Origin of the sequence: Thermomonas aquatica (assembly GCF_006337105.1) — a bacterium.
Taxonomy (GTDB): domain Bacteria; phylum Pseudomonadota; class Gammaproteobacteria; order Xanthomonadales; family Xanthomonadaceae; genus Thermomonas; species Thermomonas aquatica.
This window is the reverse complement of sequence record NZ_CP040871.1, coordinates 2270729-2292734: the sequence shown is the minus strand read 5'-3', so window position 1 is coordinate 2292734 and position 22006 is coordinate 2270729. Positions and strand designations below refer to the sequence as shown.

The 22006-nt window shown below is 67.7% G+C and carries 14 protein-coding genes and 1 riboswitch; of the genes, 4 read left to right on the top strand and 10 right to left on the bottom strand.

The window, feature by feature from the left end; genetic code table 11:
- Positions 1–48: 48 nt before the first annotated feature.
- From FHQ07_RS10790 to FHQ07_RS10775, 4 genes are all read right to left on the bottom strand, one after another.
- Entirely contained in the window at positions 49–2820 is a 2772-nt protein-coding gene (locus FHQ07_RS10790; RefSeq protein WP_139716809.1) for a TonB-dependent receptor, read from the bottom strand.
- A gap of 165 nt (positions 2821–2985) precedes the next feature.
- The gene (locus FHQ07_RS10785) at positions 2986–3324 is read right to left on the bottom strand and encodes a transposase (protein ID WP_168191545.1); all 339 of its coding nucleotides are present in this window, start codon (positions 3322–3324) and stop codon (positions 2986–2988) included.
- Between the two features lie 41 nt (positions 3325–3365).
- Entirely contained in the window at positions 3366–4247 is an 882-nt protein-coding gene (locus tag FHQ07_RS10780) for a helix-turn-helix transcriptional regulator (RefSeq protein WP_139716807.1), read from the bottom strand.
- A 127-nt stretch (positions 4248–4374) separates the two neighbouring features.
- Positions 4375–6687, bottom strand: coding sequence for a winged helix-turn-helix domain-containing protein (locus FHQ07_RS10775; RefSeq protein ID WP_139716806.1), 2313 nt, complete (start codon positions 6685–6687; stop codon positions 4375–4377).
- Positions 6688–6944: 257 nt separating this feature from the next.
- Here FHQ07_RS10775 and FHQ07_RS10770 point away from each other — a divergent pair, with 257 nt between their 5' ends.
- Positions 6945–8498 carry a tetratricopeptide repeat-containing sulfotransferase family protein gene (locus FHQ07_RS10770; RefSeq protein WP_139716805.1) on the top strand — a complete coding sequence of 518 codons (1554 nt, stop codon included), beginning with the start codon at positions 6945–6947 and terminating at the stop codon, positions 8496–8498.
- A 69-nt stretch (positions 8499–8567) separates the two neighbouring features.
- Here the strand turns inward: FHQ07_RS10770 and FHQ07_RS10765 are convergent, their stop codons facing one another.
- Complete coding sequence (locus FHQ07_RS10765) at positions 8568–11402, bottom strand: TonB-dependent receptor plug domain-containing protein (protein ID WP_139716804.1); 2835 nt, start codon at positions 11400–11402, stop codon at positions 8568–8570.
- A gap of 260 nt (positions 11403–11662) precedes the next feature.
- Between FHQ07_RS10765 and FHQ07_RS10760 the strand changes: the two genes are divergently transcribed.
- The gene (locus FHQ07_RS10760; RefSeq protein WP_139716803.1) at positions 11663–12568 is read left to right on the top strand and encodes a DUF2785 domain-containing protein; all 906 of its coding nucleotides are present in this window, start codon (positions 11663–11665) and stop codon (positions 12566–12568) included.
- Between the two features lie 25 nt (positions 12569–12593).
- Here FHQ07_RS10760 and FHQ07_RS10755 read toward each other — a convergent pair whose 3' ends face one another.
- The 5 genes from FHQ07_RS10755 to ilvD all read right to left on the bottom strand — a co-directional run bounded on the left by FHQ07_RS10755 (position 12594) and on the right by ilvD (position 18884).
- The gene (locus FHQ07_RS10755; protein ID WP_139716802.1) at positions 12594–13274 is read right to left on the bottom strand and encodes an ion channel; all 681 of its coding nucleotides are present in this window, start codon (positions 13272–13274) and stop codon (positions 12594–12596) included.
- A 1-nt stretch (position 13275) separates the two neighbouring features.
- Positions 13276–13458: a hypothetical protein gene (locus FHQ07_RS10750; protein WP_139716801.1), complete on the bottom strand. Its 183-nt coding sequence runs from the start codon at positions 13456–13458 to the stop codon at positions 13276–13278.
- Complete coding sequence (gene thiC, locus FHQ07_RS10745; protein ID WP_139716800.1) at positions 13455–15341, bottom strand: phosphomethylpyrimidine synthase ThiC; 1887 nt, start codon at positions 15339–15341, stop codon at positions 13455–13457. Before thiC ends, FHQ07_RS10750 begins: the two co-directional genes overlap by 4 nt.
- A 104-nt stretch (positions 15342–15445) precedes the next feature.
- Positions 15446–15550: riboswitch (TPP riboswitch) on the bottom strand.
- Positions 15551–15579: 29 nt separating this feature from the next.
- On the bottom strand, positions 15580–16917 hold the full coding sequence (locus FHQ07_RS10740; RefSeq protein ID WP_168191544.1) for a glycoside hydrolase 5 family protein: 1338 nt from the start codon (positions 16915–16917) through the stop codon (positions 15580–15582).
- 125 nt (positions 16918–17042) lie between these two features.
- The gene (ilvD, locus tag FHQ07_RS10735) at positions 17043–18884 is read right to left on the bottom strand and encodes a dihydroxy-acid dehydratase (protein ID WP_139716799.1); all 1842 of its coding nucleotides are present in this window, start codon (positions 18882–18884) and stop codon (positions 17043–17045) included.
- A gap of 360 nt (positions 18885–19244) precedes the next feature.
- On the opposite strand from ilvD, the gene ilvC reads away from it, so the two are divergent.
- Positions 19245–20264, top strand: a complete 1020-nt coding sequence (gene ilvC, locus FHQ07_RS10730) for a ketol-acid reductoisomerase (RefSeq protein ID WP_139716798.1) — start codon at positions 19245–19247, stop codon at positions 20262–20264.
- Positions 20264–22006, top strand: a complete 1743-nt coding sequence (ilvG, locus tag FHQ07_RS10725; RefSeq protein ID WP_139716797.1) for an acetolactate synthase 2 catalytic subunit — start codon at positions 20264–20266, stop codon at positions 22004–22006. Before ilvC ends, ilvG begins: the two co-directional genes overlap by 1 nt.

The following is a 22006-nucleotide window of genomic DNA, read 5'->3' as shown; positions in this document are numbered from 1 at the left end:
AACCCCGGCCGAAGCCGGGGTTTTTCGTTGGCGCATGGTGAACGCGGATCAGTCGAACTCGTAGCGGATCCCGACCGTGAAGTAGCGGCCGACCGCGCCGCTGTAGTGCATCGGGTTGTAGTTGACCGCGCCGTAGGTGGTCGGGTCCAGCGGGGCGATCTTGTCGAACGCGTTCTGCAGCGACGCCGACAATTCCAGCTTCGGCAGCACCTTCCACTTGCCCGACAGGTCGACCGAGGTGAACGACGGGATGCGGCAACCGTTCGGCGCGTTCGAGCCATCGGCGAACTGCGTGGCGCATCCCCCGCCTTGCTGCAGGGTGTTCTCGAAGCCGCCGATGTAGTTGGCGACCGCGCTCACGCTCCATCGGTCCTTGCTCCAGGTCAGGCCGGCGTTGGCGCGGTTCTTCGGCGTGCCGGCGCAGTTGGTGATGTCGCAATTGCCGTGGGTGCCGGCGTAGTCGAAGGTGGTGCCATCGGCCTCGATGCGGCGGAACTTGTTGATCCGGCTCCACTGCATGTCGAACGCCAGCTTGCCCATCGCATCGAGGTCGAACTCCTGGCGCAGGTCGAAGTCGACGCCCTGCATGGTGCTGGACGCCGAATTGACGTAGTTGGCGCGCGCCGCCAGCAGGGTGCCGCTGTTCGGGATGCCGGGCAGGTTGTTGTCGTTGCGCACGACGTTGCCGGCGCGGATCGCCGCGGCGGTGCTTTCCTGGTTGATCTCGTTGCTGCGCTTGATCTGCCAGGCGTCGATGGTGATCGAGGTGGAGGGCGTGGGGTTGATCACGAAGCCCAGGGTGTAGGACTTGGATTCTTCCGGCTTGAGGTTCGGATTCGGCGAGGTGATGACCGCCAGCGGCGCATTGCAATCGGCCTGGGTGCCGCCATTCGGCGCGGGCACGCCATTGGGGCAGCGGATCGGGTCGGGCGCGGTGGTGAACGCGGCCAGGCCGCCATCGCCGGATTCCGCCGCGTTCGGCGCGCGGAAGCCCTCGCCGTACGTCCCGCGCAGGGCGAGCCATTCGACCGGGGTCCATTTCAGCCCCACCTTCGGCGTCACCGCGGTATCGCCGCCCTGGTAGCTGTCGGCGCGCAATGCCGCGGACAATTCGATCGACTCGGCGATCGGTGCCAGCACTTCGGCGAAGGCCACGCCCACTTTCTCGCTGCCCTTGTAGGCCGAATAGCCCAGGCCGATGATGTCGCCGATGTCGGTATAGGTCAGCGGCGTCAGTTCCACCTTCTGGGTGCGGTACTCGGCGCCCACGGCCAGCGCCAGCGGCCCGCCGGGCAGGTCCCACAGCGTGCGGTTGGCCTTGAAGTCGAGCATGTCCAGGCTGGTGGTGGCCTCGGCCTGGATCAGGGGCGAGATGTAGTCGTACATCGCCTGGTTGTTCAGGTGGGCATCGTCGCCCAGCCGCCAGTAGGCGTGCAGCGGATTGTTGTCGCTGGCCAGCACTTCGCGCACGCGGCTGTAGCGCAGGTAGCCGGTGCGGCGGCCGACCAGCTGGGTGCTGGAATGCAGGTAGCCGACATCGTAGTTCCACTCGCCCCAGGCGCCGTTGACGCCGAACAGCAGCCGCTGGAACTGGTTCTTGTTGTTGGTCACGCGCGGGCCGATGTCGAACGTGGCATAACGCGGACGCGCGGCATAGCCCAGCGGGTTGTCCGGGTGGTTCGGGCCCAGCACGGTCGCCCCCGGCCCGGAGCTGGCGTTCACCGGGCCGCCGGGGAAGCCCCAGGAACCGGATACGCCGCCGGGCTGCACCTGCCAGCGGGTCTTCTTCTCGGAGAAACCGACTTCCGCGTAGAACTCGGCGTTGTCGTTGATGCGCACGGTGGCGCGGCCGAACAGGGTCAGGTATTTCTCGTCCGGCACCAGGCTGCGCCACGGCGCCACGTCCCACAGGCAGCCGCCGCCCGGATCCGGCGGGGCGATGTCGGACACTGCGCTGCATCCCGGCAGCGAGAAGTACGTGCCGTCGTTGCGGCGCAGGTTCACCACCGGGCTGTTGGTGCCGACGGTGCCCCCGCTCTGGATGCTGCCGCCCAGCGTCGGGCTGCCCTCGACCGAATAACCCCAGGGGCGCAGGTCGCTGGTGCCGATCCATTCGCGGTTGCGCCGCGAGGACATCAGCGTGCCGTCGTTGTTGCCCACTTCCATGGTGAAGAACACGTTGGCGCCATCGGCCAGGTCGCCGAAGCCGGCGATCGCCGAGACCTTGCGGTTGGCCATGTCGTTGTCGCCGGAGATGCCGTAACTGGCGCGCGCGGCGAAGCCCTGGTAATTGGCCTTGAGGATGATGTTGACCACGCCGGCGATCGCGTCGGAACCGTAGATCGCCGAGGCGCCGTCCTTCAGCACTTCGATGGTCTGCACCGCTTCGGTGGGGATCGTGCTGAGGTCGGTGAACACCTTCTGGCCATCGTCGGCCAGGCCATGCGGCGCCAGCCGGCGGCCGTTGAGCAGGACCAGGGTCGAACCCGCGCCGAGGCCACGCAGCGACACGCCGGAACCGCCGGAGGCGAAGCCGCTGCCGAAGCTCTTCGGGATCGAACCCTGGCCGTTCGCGGTCAGCGTCTGCAGGTATTCGCCCACCGTCTGCTTGCCGGTGCGTTCGATCTCCGCCGCGGTGATCACCTGCACCGGCGATGCGGTTTCGCTGTCGGCGCGCGGGATGTTGGAGCCGGTGACGACGATCTTGTCGAGCTCCTTGACCCCCGATCCTTGCTGGTTGTCCTGTGCCTGCGTCGTCGCCGACAACGCCAGCATGATGGCCACGGCCAGTGGTGCGGCCCGTTGTGACCTGTTGTGCATGAGTGTTCTCCGATGTGGTTAGAAATGCGTTAACCGCATCGGAACGATAGTGCCGGGCATCGCCCGCGCCCTTGTCCGACATTGGCGCATTCCTGTTCCGATCCGCACGGAATGCTTGGCCGGAATCCTTGTGCCGATGCCGCCCGCGAACGCGGCCGGCCGGGCTCAAGCGGTCTTGAGCCGCAGGTAGGCGACCAGCGAGCGTGGCGGCGCTTCGTCGACATCGCCATGCAGCAACCGTTCCGCGTTGGATGCATGCAGGTCGCGCAGCTGCAATTGCCGTTCCGCCGCGCGCACGCGCTCCTCGAGTTCGTGCAGGTCGCGGCTGAGGCTGCTGAGGCGCTGCTGGTTCGCGGCCAGCTGCCGGTAGCGGCGCAGCCAGAAGAACAGCGAGCCTTCGCTGACGCCGCATTCGCGCGCGGCATCGCTCACGCTGCGGCCGTCGCGCACCACCCGGCGGACCGCGCGCGCCTTGGTTTCGGCATCGTATTTGTAGTGCGCCAAGCTGCCTCCTCGCACCCTCGGTGCATGCATGGGAATGGGATTCAGGCCACGGCGGCCGCCAGCGGCAGCTGCTGCCGGTAGACCGTGGCAGTGACGTGGTAGTGGCTGCGGAAGGTGCGGGCGAAACTGCAGGCGTTCTCGAAGCCGCAGGCCGCCGCGACTTCATTGATCGACAGCGCCGGTTGGCACAGCAGGTCGCGGGCCTGCTCCAGCCGCACCTGCACGCCGAACTGCTGCGGCCCGATGCCGTACACCGCGCTGAACACCTTGGTGAAATACCAGAGCGAGAAGTTGCTGCCGCGCGCCAGGTCCTGGATCCGCAGCACCCGGTCGGGATTGCCCTGCAGGCGCAACCATGCGCGCTGCATGCGCATGAACACCTGGCGCTTGCGGCGCAGCGAATGCCCGGGGCAGGACCCTACCCCGGCCATCGCGTCGCGCTGCACCGAGGCGAGGAAGGCGAACACCGCGCTGCATTCGCGGATGTGGCGGTCGCGCGGTTCGCCGGCGGGGCCGAACGCACCATGCCGGCGCCACAGGGCCAGCGCATCCCAGCATTCGCGGTGCGACAGCCGGCCGCGACCCAGGGTCAGCACCGAGTTGTGCGCGGACACGCCCAGCGCCGCCACCATCGAAGCCGGCAACGACACCCCGAGCACCAGGCCGGAACGCAGCACCTGCAGGCTGGGATCGGATTCGCGGTCGAGCGCGATCCAGTCGCCGGCTTCCAGCTGGAAGCGGCCTTCCTGCGCCATCACCTGGGCCTGGCCGCGCACCACCAGCCAGACCACCGCCGCATGGTCGCCGAGGGTGAGGAATTCGGAACGCGATGCCGCGGTCAGCCGCGGCGTCGCCGCCTGCCATGCGGCGGGAACAGTGGCTGGATTGGTTCGGAAATCGTGTCGTTGCAGGATCGCGCTCATGATGCCGGCCTCATCCCGTGGGGGTTGCCGGTGTTGTCCGCAATCCGTGTCAGGTCTGCCGGAAATTCCTCCGAAATTTCAGCGAAAGATTCACGAATGCTTGCGAATCAATCGCTTGCGCGCGAGATCAATCCAGCCTGACGGTGCCGATGTCGATGTTTTCGGGCCGCACCGACGCCGAGAAATACAGCCAGCCGGCATCGCGGGTGAGCACCGGCTCGCCGTTGGCGTAGCGCAGTTCGCGTTCCATGCAATAGGCCGGGGTGCTTCCAGGCATGGGCCGCAGCGCCATCGCGCAGCCCGCGCCGGGCTGCACCGAATACGGCTTGCCCTGCGCGAGCATCCACATCCGCATCCAGTACACCCACGGCTGCTCGCGATCCACGTTGGCCTGCGTGGCCAGCGCGGCATCGGTGCGCCACAGGCCGGGGACGTCGGTGCGCACGTACCAGACGGCATCGCTGGCCGGGTCGTAGCGCGCCTCGCCCACGCCATCGCGGCGGGCCAGCTCGCGCCACGGCGTCGCGCCGGCATCCAGCAAGCGCAGCGACAGGCGGCCATCGCCCATGTCGGCGACCAGCAGCACGCGCTGCCGCGGCAGCAACGACAGGCTGACCGGCACCAATCCGGCCGGCAGCGCCTGCTTGCGCACGCGGCCGCTGCGCAGGTCGATGGCGAACAACGCCGGCACCGCGCTCGCACCCGCATCGGTCGGTGCGTAGCCGATCGACAGCACGGTGTTGCCATCCTCCATCCAGCGTACCGGTTGGCGCTGGATCGGCACGTAGTCCTCCACCAGCGCCGGCGAGCCGGAACCGTCGGCATTGCCGAACCACAGCCGCAGTTCGCGCGTACGGTCCGAATAGAAGGCGATGCGCGTGCCGTCCGGCGAGACGCTCGGCATCAGGTCGCTGCCCGAGGATTCGAACAGGCGCCGCGCCGGCGCGGACTTGGGATCGAGCGGCGACGCGCGGCGGAACAGGCCGGTCTGCTGGTCGCTGATCTCGAACGCCATCACCGGCGCGCGCGCGGCGATGTCGGGATGTTGCCCGCTGTCGATGCCGAGTGCAGTGACCTGCCTGCTGGCGAAATCGAAGCGGTACAGGCCGGCGCCGTTGCGCAGGTAGGAAAACACGATGGACTTGCCGTCGGGCATGAAATCCCAACCCCACACATTGCCCTGCAGGTGGGTCAGGCGTTCGGGCGTGCCGCCCGCCAGCGGCACCCGCCAGAAATCGGAATTGCTGATGTTGCGGCGGAACACGATCCACTTGCCGTCCGGCGAGACGTGCGGATCGATGTCGACGTCGCCCGGATTGGCCTTGTACGCCAGTGGGCGCCATTCGCCCGTCTTCAGCGACAGGATGTGCAGGCGCACCTCGGTGGCGCGCTCGTCCTGCATGCCGCCGGCGATGATGCCGCTGCCGTCGGGCAACCAGTCGTACACGCCGGTGGATTGCAACAGGCAGGGGCCGGCCTGCCATGGCGTGCCGCCGCTGGCCGCGACCACCAGCAGGTCGCAACTGCCGCGCTCGCTGGCGCGCAGGAACAGGATCTGGCGACCGTCCGGCGACCAGTGCGGCGCACTGTCGCGCATCCCGGACGGCGGCTCGGTCAGGCGACGCGGCGCCACCGCCGCGGTGGTCTGCACGTAGATCGCCTTGCCGGGGGACTCCCCGGACAACGCCTCGTCGCCCTTCGGCGCCGGGCTCATCGCATAGGCCAGCTGGCTGCCGTCCGGGGACAGGCTGGGCATGGTCTCGAGCCCGGTCTGCGAGGCCACCACGCTGAACGCCATCGCCGGCACCTGCGCGCCGGCCGCATTCGGCAGCGCAGGCCTCGCGGGTGCGGATGGGGAGCGCGCGCCGCGCCAGGCGAAGCCGGCGAACACCGCCAGCAGCGCCAGGCAGGCGGCCGCGGCCAGCGCCATGGCCTTCATGCCGGCCCGACGCGACGGCGCGGCCGGCACGATGGCCGCGGGCGCGACGCCACCTGCTTCGTCCATCGCCGCCGGGGCATCCGCTGCCGCCGCCTGCGCTTGCGGATCGAACCCGGTCATCGGCACTTCGCCGGCGCGGCGCGTCGGCAACCAGGCGACATCGGCCAGCAGGCGATAGCCGCCCTTGGCGATGGTCTCCAGGTAGCGCGGCGCATCGCGTTCGTCGCCGAACGCCTTGCGCAGCTGGGTCACGGCCTGGGTCAGCACGTCGTCGCCCGGCAGCGTGCCGGACCACACCCATTCCAGCAGCGCCTCGCGGCTGACCACCTGGCCGCGGTGCGCGACCAGCACCAGCAGCACCTGCAGCGCCTTCACCGTGATCCGGCGCGGCGCCTCCGCGCCCGGCGCCTGCACGTCGCGGCGGGCGATGTCGACCACGCAGTCGCCGACCTTCAGGTGATCCGACTTGGGGACGACCAGGTTTTCATGCTGGTTCAACATGCGGGGGTCATGCCTTGATCCGGATTGCGGCGGCGCGCACGCAGCGCGCCGCCTGGTTGGATTCGCGAACGCGCGTTTTGGTTGCAAGTCCGGGCATGTCGCATATGCCTACATTCCCGCATATCCAAACGCGATGCACCTGACGGAAGTATGACCCGAAGCCATGCAGCCGTTTGCCGAATTTGTCGGAATGCGTGGGCACGATTCCTGCCGGCGGGGCCGTGCTAGCGTGCGGCATCGCGCCAATCTCCACGGGCATGCACGGAAACCGACACGCGCTGTGGCTGCAGGCCCAGCAACACGCGACCGCCGGCAGGCTGGAGGCCGCGCGCGAGGCCTTCGAGGCGCTGCTCGAACACGAGCCGGGCCATGCCGGCGCACGCGCCCTGCTCGCCAGCGTGCTGCTGGCGCAAGATCGCCTGCGAGATGCCTGCATGCAGCTGTCGCGCGCCGCCGATGCCTTGCCGCCGGATCCGAACTTCATCCTGCGCATCGCCCACGGCCTGCGCAGCGTCGGCGAAACCAATGCCGCCCTGGATTGCATGCGGCATCCGGCGCTGGCGCAATCGCGGGATGCGTCGCAACAACTCGCGCTGGGCCACCTTTACCAGGGACTCGGGCTGAATCCGCAGGCGCTGCGCTGCATGCAGCATGCGCGCGATGCGGGGATGGACTCGCCGGATTTCCGTTATTTCCTGGCGCTGCAATTGCAGTTCAACGGCCGCATCGCCGAAGCGGAGGCGTCGATGGAAGCCTGCCTGCGCATGGGCCCGACCTTCGGCCGCGCCTCGCTGTCGCTGGCGCGCATCCGCAAGCAGACCACGCAGTCCAACCACGTCGGTTTCATCCGTGCGCGATTGGCGCAGGTCGCGCCCGGCAGCGAGGACCATGCCGCGTTCGAATTCGCGCTGTACGAGGAACTCGACGACCTCGGCGAACACGACGCCGCCTGGGACGCGCTCGCCCGCGGCAACGCGATCATGCATTCGCGCACGCGCCATGATGCAGGCGCCGAAAGTCGATTCATCGAGCAACTGATCCGCACGTTCGACACCGACGCGGACTCGCGTACCGATGACCACGATGGTCCGATGCCGATTTTCATCGTCGGCCTGCCGCGTTCCGGCACCACCCTGCTCGAACGCATCCTCGGTACGCATCCGCAGGTCGCCTCCACTGGCGAACTCACTGACTTGCCGAAGCAGCTGCGCTGGACGGCCGACCTGCACGGCCATGCGCTGCTCGATGACGCACTGCTCGCCGCCACCGGCACGCTGGATTTCGCCGAACTCGGCCGGCGCTACCTGCGGCAGACCCAATGGCGCGCGCAAGGTCGTCGCCACTATGTCGACAAGCTGCCGCCGAACTGGATGCTGGTCGGCCACATCCGCCGCGCCCTGCCGCGGGCGAAGGTGCTGCACCTGGTGCGCGATCCGATGGACGTGTGCTTCTCCAACTGGCGCGCGCTGTTCGGCGATGCCTACGCCTACTCGTACGATTTCGCCGCGCTTGCGCAGCATCACGGCCTGTATCGCAAGCTGATGGCGCATTGGCATCGCGTCCATCCCGGCTTCGTGCTCGACGTGCCGTATGCCGAGCTGGTGCGCGAACCCGAGGCCAGCTGCCGCCGCGTGCTGGATTTCTGCGGCCTGCCGTTCGAGGCGGATTGCCTGGACCACACCCGCAACCGCAGCAGCGTGTCCACCCTCAGCAGCGCGCAGGTGCGCGAACCGATCCATGCGCGCGGGATCGGCGAATGGCGGCGCTACGCCGAGCGGCTCGAACCGTTGCGCGCGCTGCTCGACGCCTGAGCTACCGACCCACCCCGCGCAACGCAAGGGCCGGCTTGCGCCGGCCCTTGCCTGCTGCGACATGCGCGTTCAGAGCTTCTGGCCGAAATCGATCTTGTACTCCAGCCAGTAGGAGCGGCCGTAGCCGTTGTACGCGAACACGTTGTAGAACGGCGGGGCGAAACCCTGCGACCCGTCCCAGCTCGGGTCGTTCGGCGGCCGGGAATTCAGCACGTTGTTGACAATCAGGCTGAGCTTGCTGCGGTCGCTCACCTTGAAGTCGAAGGTGGTGTTGTAGACCATCCACGGCCGCACCCGGCCCGGCGCGATGCCGTTGGTGGTGGTGCTGAACTGGCGCGCGTAGTTCGGCAGCGAGCCGTAGCGGATGCCGTGCACGTTGGCGGCGAAGCGACCGATTTCCCAGCCGGCATCGCCGCTGACGATGCTCTTGAATTCGGCGGTCAGCGCCTGGCCATCGGCGAAATAGTCGGTCACCGGATCGTTCGGGTAGGTGCGGGCCTTGTGGTCCAGGGTCAGGTTGTATTCCAGCCCGAGGTTGAAGCGCCCGTACCTGCCTTCGCTGCGGAAGTTGCCGCCGGCGGTGATGCCGCTGACGCGCTCCTCGGCGATGTTGATCGGCTTCACCGTGATCTTGTTGAGGGTTTCGCTGAGCAGCGGGCTGCCGGCGTTGACCGGACCGCGGGTCACCGCCGCCAGCGCGTCGATGCAGGTCTGCGAACCGGCTTCCAGCCGGCCCTGGCGGCATTCGTTCTCCTCGAACAGGATCCGGGTGGTGGATTGCGGCACCACCTTGTCGCTCAGGTAGACGTTGTAGTAATCGGCGTGCAGGTCGAACTTCCGGCTCGGCGACCACACGAAACCGTAGCCGAACGACTTCGCGTTGATCGAGGTCAGGTTCGGATTGCCGGTCTGCAGGCCCTCGATCGAAAGGCCGGTGTAGCGCGCCGCGCAGTTGGCGGGATCGATCTCGCACTTGTAGAAGTCGGTCTGGGTGGTGAAGAACCCGTTCGAGCCGGTGAAGGTGTAGCCCATGTCCGGCGCACGGAAGGCGGTGCCGTAGTTGCCGCGCAGCAGCAAGGTGTCGACCGGCCGGAATTCCAGGCCCAGCTTGTAGGTGGGCTTGGCATCGCTGCCGCCGCCGACATTGCGGTAACGGTCGTAACGCGCCGACAGGTTGGCATTGAGCTTGCTGAACACCGGCACCGAGAACTCGACGCCCGCGGCCCAGTTCTCGCGCTTGCCCTGGCCGCTGGTGCCGTTGATGCCGAAGAAACCGGTGCCGCTCACCCGCGGGTCGACCGGGTTGTCCCAGAACTGGTTGCCGGCCTGCACCACCGCCGCCATGCCCACCGGACCCGCCGGCAGCTGGAACAGGTTGGCGTTGACCAGCTGCGCGTTGAGGTTCTGCGTCCAGGTCCTGGACACGTTGTGGATGATGTCGGAGAAGCCGCGGAACTGGTCGGGGGTGATCGGCTGGTAGAACGCCGCCTTGTTCGGCTCGTACACCGGGTAGCCGTAGTAGGTGCCCAGTTGCGGGCCCAGGAACTGGTTCTGGAAGAACTGGTCCATCGCATCCACCAGCGGCCACCACTGGTCGGAGGTGACCTTGAAGCCGGAGCGGCTGTAGTAGGCGTCGTAGCTCCAGTCGCTGTCGCCCAGCGCGCCCTTGATGCCCAGCGCGGCGCTGTAGGACATCGAGTTGGAATCGTAGAACCCGCCGTCGCGGCCTTGCTCCTCGGGCGCGAAGATGCGCTGGAAGGTTTCCAGGGTCTGCTCGGCGCTGTTCCAGATGTAGCCGCCGGTGCCGGCGTTGTAGTTGGGGATCCAGAAGCGCGAGCCGGTATCCACCGTCACCTTGTTGCGGCTGACGAGCAGGGTGGCGTACAGGTCGGCGTTGTCGCTCAGGGCGAAATTCCCGCTCAGGTAGCCCGCGGTGCCCTGCTCTTCGTTGAGGATGGAGATGAAGGCGGGCTGTTCGCGGCTGCCGCAGAAATTGCCGCGGCCGGGCCTGAAGTCCTTGATGACGGTGCCGCCGTAGAGTTGCGAGAACGCATCGCAGCCGTTGCCGGGATCGTTGTACTGGCCGGTGAAGCCGTCGAGGATGATCGCGATGCGGCTGCCGTAGCGGAACGCCGGGTTCGGGTTGTCGTCGGTGCTGTCGGTGTAGCCGCGCTGGCGCAGGTAGATCGGGTCCTGGTGGCCGTACTGCAGGCCCCAGGTCACATCGAGGTCGCCGAAGCGGTTCCCGCCGGTCAGCTGCAGGCGTTCGTTGCCGCCGCCGCCCTCGGTGTAGCCGCCGGCGCGCAGGTCGAGCTGCACGCCCTCGAGGTACTTCTTGAGGATGATGTTGACCACGCCGGCGATCGCCGCCGAACCGTAGATCGAGCTCTGGTTGCCGGGCAGGATGTCGATCCGCTCGATCATCGCCACCGGGATGCTGGACAGGTCGGTGAAGTTGCTCTGGCCGTTGTACAGCAGCGGGAAATCCGCCAGCGGACGGCCGTCCATCAGGATCAGGGTGAAGCTGGGATCCAGCCCCAGCAGGCTGATCGTGGTCGCTTCCGCGGTGAAGCTGCCGCCGCCGGCGGATTGGTTGTCCTGCACCGCGCCGGTCGCCAGCGGTTGCGCGCGCAGCACGTCGGACACGTTGCGGAAGCCCTGCTTCTGGATCTCCTCGGCGGTGATGCTGAAGGTCGGGGCGGCGGTTTCCTGCACCGCGCGCGGGATGCGCGAGCCGGTGACGACCACGGTATCTAGGTCCTTCGCATCGCGGTTCCGCTCCTGGTCCCCGGCATCCTGCTGTTGCGGGGTGGCGGTCGCCGCCTCCTGCGCCAGCGCCACGCCCGGCGCGCAGGGAATGGCCAGCGCGAGGCAGACGGCCGTGGTCAATAGTTTGCGTTTCATCCTGGTCCCCATCGTTGAGTCCTGCGCTTCGCGGCAGTTACCGCACACGATGCCCCCGACATGCCCGGCGGCGATTGATCCAGGTTGCCGTGCGCATTGACCGACTTTGGCGCTTTTGCATCTCCTTAACGCGAGCGCATCGATGCATGCCTGCGCGCGTGCGCGCCGCGGACAAGCCCGCCAATGTCGATCAAGCGGGCTGGCAGGCGAATGCCGGCGGCGGCGACTAGACTCCACGTTCCGCAACAGGCTCCGTCGCCATGGCCCAGCGAATCCGGCTACCCCTCGGACTTCTTTTCGCCTGCGCATGCCTGTCGTCGCCAGTGGCGGCGCAGGCGCGCTGCGCGCTGGCGCATGAAACGCCCACCGCGCTCGCGCAGTGGAAGGCCTCGGGCTTCGCCATGGCCGATGCCGCCGACCGCAACCGGCGCGCGTACGCATTGGTCGATTGCCTCGGCGATGCCGATCCGCAGCTGCGCGACGGCATCGCCTTCGAGGCGCTGTCGACCTGGATGCGCGGCAAGCAACTCGACGCCGCCGCATTGCGCTCGCTCCAGCGCAAGTTGCTGGGACAGCTCGCAGGCGCGGATGCGGAGGGTTACCGCAAGCCCTTCGCCGCCTTGGTGCTGTCCGAGGTCACGCGCACCGACCGCGTGCAGCCATGGATGACGACGGACGAACGCGCGCGAATGGCGGCGTCGGCCGCGGCATACCTGCAATCGGTGCGCGACTACCGCGGTTACGTCGATGGCGAAGGCTGGCGCCATGGCGTGGCGCATGGCGCGGACTGGGCGCTGCAGCTGGCCTTGAACAAGGCGCTGCCGCCATCGCAACTGATGCCGTTGCTGGCCGCGGTGGGCGCGCAGGTGATGCCCGCCGATGGCCATGCCTACGCGTTCGGCGAAGCGACCCGGCTCGCGCGGCCGGTGGCCTACGCGGCGGCGCGCGGCGACCTCGAACAAGCGGCGCTGGATGCCTGGCTGTCGGGACTGGCGTCCACGCTGGGACCATTGCCTGGCGGCGACCGGCAGGCGGCATGGTGGACGCGCCGCGCCAACCTCGAGAATTTCCTGCAGGCGCTCGGCTACATGGTCGATGGCGATCCGTCGCCCCCGCTCATCGCCTTGGCGGCAAGCGTGCGCAAGACGATGCGCGAACTGCCCTGATGCGCCAGCCGCCAACGGCGCGCGCTCAGCCACGCTCCTTGCGCACGATGGTCAGCCCGATCAGGCGCGACACCACGGTGGCGATGTAGCCGACCCCGGCGAATTGCTCGAGCATGGTCAGCACGCGCGCCGGCGGGCCGACCGGCAACACGTCGCCGAGGCCGGTCGCCGACAGGTTGCTGAAGCTGTAGAACAGCAATTCCATCCAGGTCCGCGGCCGTTCCGGCTCGAAGCCGGTGAAGCTGCCCGGATACCAGGCCTGGCAGACGAAATAGGCGTAGGCGAAGCCCCACGCGAGCAGGGTGAAGGTCGCCGCGGCGGCGAACAGTTCGTCGCCGGTGACCTCGTGGTCGCGCATCATGTAGATGATCAGGCCGCCGGCCGCATAGAAGTACAGCGCCGCCTCCAGCATCGCCGAAATCGGCAGCAGCGCCTGGTGTTCGAACACCACGCCGAACACGGTCATCGCCATCGCCGGGATCGCCAGCAACCAGCCGATCCAGTTCATCAACGGGCTGCGCATCACCACCCACAACGCCAGCGGCACCACCACCAGCACCACCGCGCCGAACAGCAGGCGGCCGCTGGTGCCGCCGTCGATCAGCGGATAGGCCAGCAGGCTCAGCAATTGCGCCGCAAGCAGGAAGGCGGACGGATGCCGCCGCGCGATCTTGCCCCACAGATGCAGTTGCGCGGAGGCTTCCATCTCAGAACACCACCAGCTTGAAGTGGTACCTCAGCGCGTAGTAGAGCACGTACAGCCACGACAGCAGGCCATGCACGATCGCCCACAGCAGCGACTTGTTGGCCGACCACGAGATCACCATCGCCAGCGCGCTGCCGAAGGTGATCCCGGTCTTCACCGCCTCGCCCTTGCGGGTCATGCTCATGCCTCCCGGTAGACCTCGGCGCCCTGCTCGCGGAACTGCGCGGATTTTTCCGCCATGCCCGCCTGCAGCGCCGCGGCTTCGTCGACGCCGTGCTCGGCGGCATAGTCGCGCACGTCCTGGGTGATCTTCATCGAGCAGAAATGCGGGCCGCACATCGAGCAGAAATGCGCGACCTTGTGCGCGTCCTTCGGCAGGGTCTCGTCGTGGAAGGACTTGGCCTTCTCCGGGTCCAGGCCGAGGTGGAACTGGTCTTGCCAGCGGAACTCGAAGCGCGCCTTGCTCAAGGCGTTGTCGCGCACCTGCGCGCCCGGATGGCCCTTCGCCAGGTCCGCGGCATGCGCGGCGATCTTGTAGGCCATGATGCCGTCGCGCACGTCCTCGCGGTTGGGCAGGCCCAGGTGTTCCTTCGGCGTCACGTAGCACAGCATCGCGGTGCCGAACCAGCCGATCATCGCCGCACCGATGGCGCTGGTGATGTGGTCGTAGCCCGGCGCGATGTCGGTGGTCAGCGGGCCCAGCGTGTAGAACGGCGCTTCGCCGCACTCGGCCAGCTGCTTGTCCATGTTCTCCTTGATCATCTGCATCGGCACGTGGCCGGGGCCTTCGATCATGGTCTGCACGTCGTGCTTCCAGGCGATCTTGGTGAGTTCGCCCAGCGCCTCCAGCTCGCCGAACTGCGCGGCGTCGTTGGCGTCGGCGATGCAGCCAGGACGCAGGCCATCGCCCAGCGAGAAGGCCACGTCGTAGGCCTTCATGATTTCGCAGATGTCCTCGAAGTGGGTGTAGAGGAAGTTCTCCTTGTGGTGCGCCAGGCACCACTTGGCCATGATCGAACCGCCGCGCGAGACGATGCCGGTGACGCGCTTGGCGGTCAGCGGCACATGGCGCAGCAGCACGCCGGCGTGGATGGTGAAGTAGTCAACGCCCTGCTCCGCCTGCTCGATCAGGGTGTCGCGGAAGATCTCCCACGTCAGTTCCTCGGCGCGGCCATCGACCTTCTCCAGCGCCTGGTAGATCGGCACCGTGCCGATCGGCACCGGCGAATTGCGGATGATCCATTCGCGGGTTTCGTGGATGTGCTTGCCAGTGGACAGGTCCATCACCGTGTCGCCGCCCCAGCGGATCGACCACACCAGCTTCTCCACTTCTTCCGCGATACCCGACGAAACAGCGCTGTTGCCGATGTTGGCGTTGATCTTGGTCAGGAAGTTGCGGCCGATGATCATCGGCTCGCTTTCCGGGTGGTTGATGTTGTTCGGCAGGATCGCGCGGCCGCGGGCGATCTCGTCGCGGACGAATTCGGGGGTGATGAACTTCTGGATGCTGGCGCCGAAGGCTTCGCCGGGATGCTGCTTCAGCAGCAGCGCATCGCGCACCGCGTCCAGGCGCTGGTTCTCGCGGATCGCGACGTATTCCATCTCGGGGGTGATGATGCCCTTGCGCGCGTAATGCATCTGGCTGACGTTGGCGCCGGCCCTGGCCACGCGCGGCAGCGTGCGGTTGGGAAAGCGGACCGCATCCAGCTTCGGATTCGTTTCGCGCGCGCGGCCGAACTCGGAACTGAGCTTCGGCAGCAATTCGGTATCGCCGCGCTCCTCGATCCACTTCGCGCGCAACGCCGGCAGGCCGACCGCCAGGTCGATGCGCGCATCGGGATCGGTGTACGGGCCGGACGGGTCGTAGACGGTGATCGGCGGATTCGCCTCGCCGCCGAACAGCGTCGGCGTCTGGGTCTGCGCGATCTCGCGCATCGCCACCCGCAGGTCGGGGCGCGAGCCCTCGACGAAGATCTTGCGCGAACCGGGGATCGGCCGGGTCACGGATTCGGACAGCTGTCCGGTCTGCTGCAGCAGGTCGGCGGCGGGCTTGGGAATGGCATTCATCGGCATCGTCCAGTAGGGCTCAGGGACGAAGCGGCGGCGCAGGAGAGTGAATGTGGGAGGGGCTTCAGCCCCGATGCCGGGGCGTTCGGGGCTGAAGCCCCTCCCACATTGCCTGCGAAGCTTCCCTACGCCGGTCTCAACCGGATCAGGTTCGAAGGGTCTGTCTCAACCGCGGGCCAGCTCGGCCCCCGGTACCCCCGCTTCGGCGCGAATTACACCACAGCGGCGACCAACGCGCTCAGCGCGGCAGGGCGTGCACGGCTTTCGCGTGGTCGGCGACGATGCCCAGGGTCGAGGCGTCGCTGTCGAACACGGAAAACAGGCCCTGCGCTTCCTGCGGCGGATCGCCGGTGAACGGGTCGCCGGCCTTCCACATGAAATCCGCATTGGCGCTGCGCCCGCGCCCGCCCCAGGCCCAGAAATTCGATCCGGCGATGGCGTCGCCGGCCTGCATGCGTTGCAGCAGGCGCTGGTAGATCGCGCGGTAGAAGCGGTCGCGCGCGATCGTGCCCGAGCCGGGATCGTAGGAACCGCCATCGCGGTTCAGGCCGAACTCCGACAGCACGATCGGCTTGCCCAGCCTGCCGGCGGCATCGATGTGGCGGTCGATGTAGTCGAGCGAGGATTTCAGCCCGGACTCGAGCCGCGCCGCCGGATCCTTGTGGTCGATCCAGCTCCAGTTCGACGGCCACAGGTGGAAGGTCAGGTAATCGACATTCGGGCTCTTGTGCGCCTGCAGGAACAGGTCGAGGTCGCCGATCGAGCCCATCGCGCCCTCGCTGCCGGTGCTCACCAACTGCTTCGGCGCAAGACGGTGGATGTAACCGGCGGTCTCGTCGATCCAGTTGTCGTAGGCCGCGATGTTGGCGCGGCCGCCATCCTGGCTGCCCGGCCGCGGTTCGTTGGCCAGTTGCCAGGACATCACCGTGGGATCGTCCGCGTAGGCAACGCCGCTGATGCCGTTGGTGCGGCCGATCACGGAGCGGATCGCATCGCGATAGATCGCCTGCGCCTTCGGCAACGCATAGAAGCGCGCCGAATGCTGCATGAAGCCGTTCCAGTCGCCGCTGGCGTCCGGATCGGACAGCGGTTCGCCGGTCGCCCATGCCACGTACTGCGACATGCCGCCCGACCATTGCCAGAAATTGTTGAGGTAGAGCACCGCCTTCATGTCGCGCTTGCCCATCTCGACCAGCAGGTAGTCCAGGCCTTGCAGCAGCGATTCGTCGTACTGCCCCGGCGCGGCCATGAAGGCCGGGCGCACCGCGCGCTTGAAGCCGCTGGCTTCCGACATCGCCAGCACGCGCAGGTTGTCGATGCCGGCGGCCTTCAACTGGTCGAGTTCGGCGCGCAAGCGCGCGCGGTCGCCGATGCCATCGGCCGCAGCGAGGTAGGCGCCGTACCAGAAGTTCGCGCCGGCGTAGCGATATTGCCTGCCGTCGAGCATGAAATGCGTGCCCTGCACGGTCACGAAGCCGGATTGCGGCTTCGCACCGGCAGGTGCCGCGGCAACCGCATCGATCGCGGCCGGCGGCGCCGCGCAAGCGGCCAGCAGCAAGGCCAGGGACAACAGCATGTGCAAGGGACGCATGGACGGGCCTGCCTCGTGACCAGCCCGAACGATAGCCCACCCATCGCGCCGCCAGTAGTGACGACCGCGGCATGGCAGTCGTGCCTTTCGTGATGGCTCGCGGCGCCGCGTCAGACCGCGTCCAGCAGCGCCTTGTCGCGCACCGCGCCCTTGTCGGCGCTGGTCGCCAGCAACGCATAGGCCTTCAGCGCGGCGCTGACCTTGCGCGGGCGCGGCTGCGCGGGCTTCCAGCCATTTGCGTCCTGCGCGGCGCGGCGCACAGCGAGCACGTCGTCCGCCAGCAACAGTTCGATGCTGCGATTCGGGATGTCGATGCGGATGCGGTCGCCATCGCGCACCAGCCCGATCGCGCCACCCGCTGCCGCTTCCGGCGAGACATGGCCGATGCTCAGGCCCGAGGTACCGCCGGAGAACCGGCCGTCGGTGAGCAGCGCACAGGTTTTGCCGAGGCCTTTCGATTTCAGGTAGCTGGTCGGGTACAGCATCTCCTGCATGCCCGGCCCGCCCTTCGGGCCTTCGTAGCGGATCACCACGATGTCGCCCGCCCGCACTTCGTCGTCGAGGATGCCCTTCACCGCCGCGTCCTGGCTTTCGTACACGCGCGCGTGGCCTTCGAACACGTGGATCGACTCATCGACGCCGGCGGTCTTCACCACGCAGCCGTCCAGCGCGATGTTCCCGTGCAGGACCGCGAGCCCGCCTTCCTTCGAATACGCATGTTCGACGCTGCGGATGCAGCCTTCGGCGCGGTCGTCGTCGAGCGATGGCCAGCGCGTGGCCTGGCTGAAGGCGACCTGGGTCGGGATACCTGCAGGCCCCGCCTTGTAGAACGTCTGGATCGCTTCGTCGTCGACGGTGGCGATGTCCCATTTTGCGATGGCTTCGCCCAATGTCGGCGCATGCACGGTGGCGACGTCGGTGTGCAGCAAGCCGCCACGTGCGAGTTCGCCGAGGATCGCCATGATCCCGCCGGCGCGATGCACGTCCTCGATGTGGTACTTCTGCGCGTTCGGCGCCACCTTGCACAGCTGCGGCACGCGCCGGCTCAGCGCATCGATGTCGCGCATCGTGAAATCGACGCCAGCTTCCTGCGCGGCGGCCAGCAGGTGCAGGATGGTGTTGGTCGAGCCGCCCATCGCGATGTCCAGGGTCATCGCGTTCTGGAACGCCTCGAAGGTGGCGATACCGCGCGGCAGTGCGCTCGCATCCTCCGCGCCATACCAGCGATGGCAGAGCTCCACGGCGAGCACGCCGGCGCGCTTGAACAGCGCCTCGCGATCCGCGTGCGTCGCCAGCACGGTGCCATTGCCGGGCAGCGACAGCCCCAGCGCCTCGGTCAAACAATTCATCGAGTTCGCGGTGAACATGCCGCTGCAGGAACCGCAGGTCGGGCAGGCACTGCGTTCCACCGCCGCGACCTGTTCATCGCTCGCATTCGGATCGGCGGCCAGCACCATCGCATCGACCAGGTCGAGCTTGTGCTCCGCGAGCTTGGTCTTGCCCGCTTCCATCGGCCCGCCGGACACGAACACCGCCGGGATGTTCAAGCGCAGCGCCGCCATCAGCATGCCCGGGGTGATCTTGTCGCAGTTGGAGATGCACACCAGCGCGTCGGCGCAGTGCGCGTTCGCCATGTACTCCACCGCATCGGCGATCAGCTCGCGCGACGGCAGCGAATACAGCATGCCGTCGTGGCCCATCGCGATGCCGTCGTCCACCGCGATGGTGTTGAACTCCTTGGCGACGCCGCCGACGCGCTCGATCTCGCGTGCGACGAGCTGCCCCATGTCCTTCAGGTGCACATGCCCGGGCACGAACTGGGTGAAGGAATTGGCGATGGCGATGATCGGCTTGTGGAAGTCGTCGTCGCCCATCCCGGTGGCGCGCCACAACGCGCGCGCACCGGCCATGTTGCGGCCATGGGTGGAGGTTTTCGAACGGTAGTCGGGCATCGGCGTGGGGTCCGGTGATGCGTGGCGAATCGCTGCAAGCCCCGATTCTGCTGGGTTTCCACGGTTTCAGTTGCAACCGTCGTTCATGCGAAATCGGAATGACGGCGACGGTTGACAGTAGCGCATCCGCCGTGTTCTGCTCGCCTCATGTTGCACTGCCGCACATCGCCGACGCCCGCCATGACCGCCTCCGCTGCGGCGTCCATCCTCGTACTCGTCCTTATTACCTCGCCCACAGGTGCGGGACGATCCGGCATGTAACAACGAAACACCGCCAGGAATCGCAAACCCCGCACCGCAAGGTGCGGGGTTTTTCGTTTTGGGCCTTCGAAAACCCCCTCCAACCCAGGAACCAGCACGATGACCAGCCCCACCAAACCGCGCATCGCCATCGTCGGCTACGGCAGCCAGGGCCGCGCGCACGCACTCAACCTGCGCGACTCCGGCTTCGACGTCACCATCGGCCTGCGACCCGGCGGCCCCACCGAACTCAAGGCCAAGGCCGATGGCTTCAGCGTGAAAACGCCGGCCGATGCGGTGAAGGACGCGGAGCTCGTCGCCATCCTCACCCCGGACATGGTCCAGCCGCAGCTGTACGGCGAGGTCATCGAGCCGAACATCGCGCAGGGCGCCTGCCTGCTGTTCGCGCACGGCTTCAACGTGCATTACGGGCAGATCGCGCCGCGCGAGGATCTGGATGTGATCCTGGTCGCGCCGAAGGGCCCGGGCGCGCTGGTGCGCCGCGAATACGAGATCGGTCGCGGCGTGCCATCCGTCTACGCGATCCACCAGGACAAGTCCGGCAACGCCGAACAGTTCGCGCTGACCTACTGCGCCGGCATCGGCGGCGCGCGCCAGAACGCGATCAAGACCAGCTTCAAGGAAGAAACCGAGACCGACCTGTTCGGCGAGCAGGCGGTGCTCTGCGGCGGCGCCACCAAGCTGGTGCAGGCCGGCTGGGAGACGCTGGTGGAAGCCGGCTACCAGCCGGAAGTCGCCTATTACGAATGCCTGCACGAGCTGAAGCTGATCGTCGACCTGTTCTACGAAGGCGGCATCACCCGCATGCACGAATTCATCAGCGAAACCGCGCAATACGGCGCGCTGACCCGCGGCAACTACATCGTCGACGACAACACCCGCGCGCAGATGAAGCAGGTGCTGACCGAAATCCAGGACGGCACCTTCGCCCGCCAGTGGATCGCCGAATACGCCGCCGGGAATGCGAATTACAAGGCGATGAAGCAGGCCGACCTCGACCATCCGATCGAGGCGATCGGCAAGAAGCTGCGCGCCAACATGAAGTGGCTGGCCTCGTCGAATCCGGCGCCGTCGAAACCGGCGACCGACGCCGCGCAACCGCAGAGCGAGGCCGCGTGATGAACGGCGCCCGCTGGCTGGCGCAGGCCCTGGTCGCGGAAGGCGTGGACACGCTGTTCGGGTATCCCGGCGGCACCATCATGCCCTTCTACGACGCCCTGCACGGCACCCCGGCACTGAAGCACGTGCTGGTACGCCACGAGCAGGGCGCGGCGTTCGCCGCCAACGGGTATGCGCGCGCCAGCGGGCGCGTCGGCGTGTGCGTGGCCACCTCCGGCCCGGGCGCGTCGAACCTGGTCACCGGCATCGCCGATGCGATGCTGGATTCGGTGCCGATGGTGGTGCTGACCGGGCAGGTGCCGACCACGCTGATGGGCACCGACGCGTTCCAGGAACTGGACGTGTTCGCGATGACCCTGCCGATGGTCAAGCACAGCTTCATCGCGCGGCGCGTGGATGACTTGCCGATGATGGTGGCCGAAGCGTTCCGGTTGGCGCGCAGCGGCCGCCCCGGCCCGGTGCTGATCGACCTGCCGAAGGACGTGCAGATGGCCGATGCCAGCCACCTGCCGGCGCACGCGCCGCTGCCGGTGGATGCGGTGGAAACGCCGAAGGATGCCTCGCTGCACGAAGCGCTGGCGCTGATCTCGCAGGCGCAGCGTCCGGTCGTCTATGGCGGCGGCGGCATCGCGCTGGGCGATGCATTGCAGGACTTCCGCACCTTCGTCGATGCGACGCAGATCCCGACCGTGTTGACCCTGCGCGGGCTGGGCGCGTTGCCGACGAAGCACCCGTTGAACCTCGGCATGTTGGGCATGCATGGCTCGCGCGCGGCGAATCTCGCCGTGCAGGAAGCCGACCTGCTGATCGTGGTCGGCGCGCGCTTCGACGACCGCGCCACCGGCAAGCTGGCCGAATTCGCGCCGCACGCGCGCGTCGTGCACATGGACCTGGACGCCGCCGAGATCGGCAAGCTGCGCGCCGCCGACGCCGGCGTGCGCGGCGACCTGCGCATCACCCTGGCCAAGCTGACCCTGCCCTGCGCCGCGCACCTGCACGGCCGCAACGGTGCCGCCCGCAAGGCCTGGCGTGCGCAATGCCAGCAACGCGCGCAACAGCACGCCGCGCGGTACGACGCCCCCGGCCACACCGTGTACGCACCCGCGCTGCTGAAGCGATTGTCCGAGCTGGCGCCAGAGGCGATCGTCGCCTGCGATGTCGGCCAGCACCAGATGTGGGTGGCGCAGCACTGGCGCATGGACCATCCGCGCAAGCACCTGACTTCTGGCGCGCTGGGCGCGATGGGCTTCGGCATCCCCGCCGCGATGGGTGCCCAGATGCAGAACCCCAGCGGGCAAGTGATCTGCGTCAGCGGCGACGGCTCGATCCTGATGAACATCCAGGAACTGGCCACCCTGCGCCGCTACGACCTGCCGGTGAAGATCGTGCTGCTCGACAACCAGGCGCTGGGCATGGTCCGCCAGTGGCAGGAACTGTTCTTCGACAAGCGCTATTCCGAGATCGACCTGTCCGACAACCCGGACTTCGTCGCGCTGGCGCAAGCCTTCGGCATCGAGGCGCTGCACGTCGAACGCGCCGGGGACGTCGATGCCGCGTTGCAGGCGCTGCTGGAGGCGACAGGCCCGGCGCTGCTGCACGTCGCCATCGACACCGCCGCCAACGTCTGGCCGCTGGTGCCGCCGAACCGCAGCAACAGCGAAATGATGGATGACATCGAAGCGTCTCCCGCCGTCGCCATTCCTTCCCCGCCCACCCAAGCTCCCTCCCCCCAAGAGGCCTGA

Excerpts from the sequence above, each read along its gene's own strand:
- FHQ07_RS10790 (WP_139716809.1), bottom strand. The coding sequence starts at position 2,820 with ATGCACAACAGGTCACAACGGGCCGCACCACTGGCCGTGGCCATCATG.
- FHQ07_RS10780 (WP_139716807.1), bottom strand. The coding sequence starts at position 4,247 with ATGAGCGCGATCCTGCAACGACACGATTTCCGAACCAATCCAGCCACT.
- FHQ07_RS10775 (WP_139716806.1), bottom strand. The coding sequence starts at position 6,687 with ATGTTGAACCAGCATGAAAACCTGGTCGTCCCCAAGTCGGATCACCTG.
- FHQ07_RS10770 (WP_139716805.1), top strand. The coding sequence starts at position 6,945 with ATGCACGGAAACCGACACGCGCTGTGGCTGCAGGCCCAGCAACACGCG.
- FHQ07_RS10765 (WP_139716804.1), bottom strand. The coding sequence starts at position 11,402 with ATGAAACGCAAACTATTGACCACGGCCGTCTGCCTCGCGCTGGCCATT.
- FHQ07_RS10760 (WP_139716803.1), top strand. The coding sequence starts at position 11,663 with ATGGCCCAGCGAATCCGGCTACCCCTCGGACTTCTTTTCGCCTGCGCA.
- FHQ07_RS10755 (WP_139716802.1), bottom strand. The coding sequence starts at position 13,274 with ATGGAAGCCTCCGCGCAACTGCATCTGTGGGGCAAGATCGCGCGGCGG.
- FHQ07_RS10750 (WP_139716801.1), bottom strand. The coding sequence starts at position 13,458 with ATGAGCATGACCCGCAAGGGCGAGGCGGTGAAGACCGGGATCACCTTC.
- thiC (WP_139716800.1), bottom strand. The coding sequence starts at position 15,341 with ATGAATGCCATTCCCAAGCCCGCCGCCGACCTGCTGCAGCAGACCGGA.
- FHQ07_RS10740 (WP_168191544.1), bottom strand. The coding sequence starts at position 16,917 with ATGCTGTTGTCCCTGGCCTTGCTGCTGGCCGCTTGCGCGGCGCCGCCG.
- ilvD (WP_139716799.1), bottom strand. The coding sequence starts at position 18,884 with ATGCCCGACTACCGTTCGAAAACCTCCACCCATGGCCGCAACATGGCC.
- ilvC (WP_139716798.1), top strand. The coding sequence starts at position 19,245 with ATGACCAGCCCCACCAAACCGCGCATCGCCATCGTCGGCTACGGCAGC.
- ilvG (WP_139716797.1), top strand. The coding sequence starts at position 20,264 with ATGAACGGCGCCCGCTGGCTGGCGCAGGCCCTGGTCGCGGAAGGCGTG.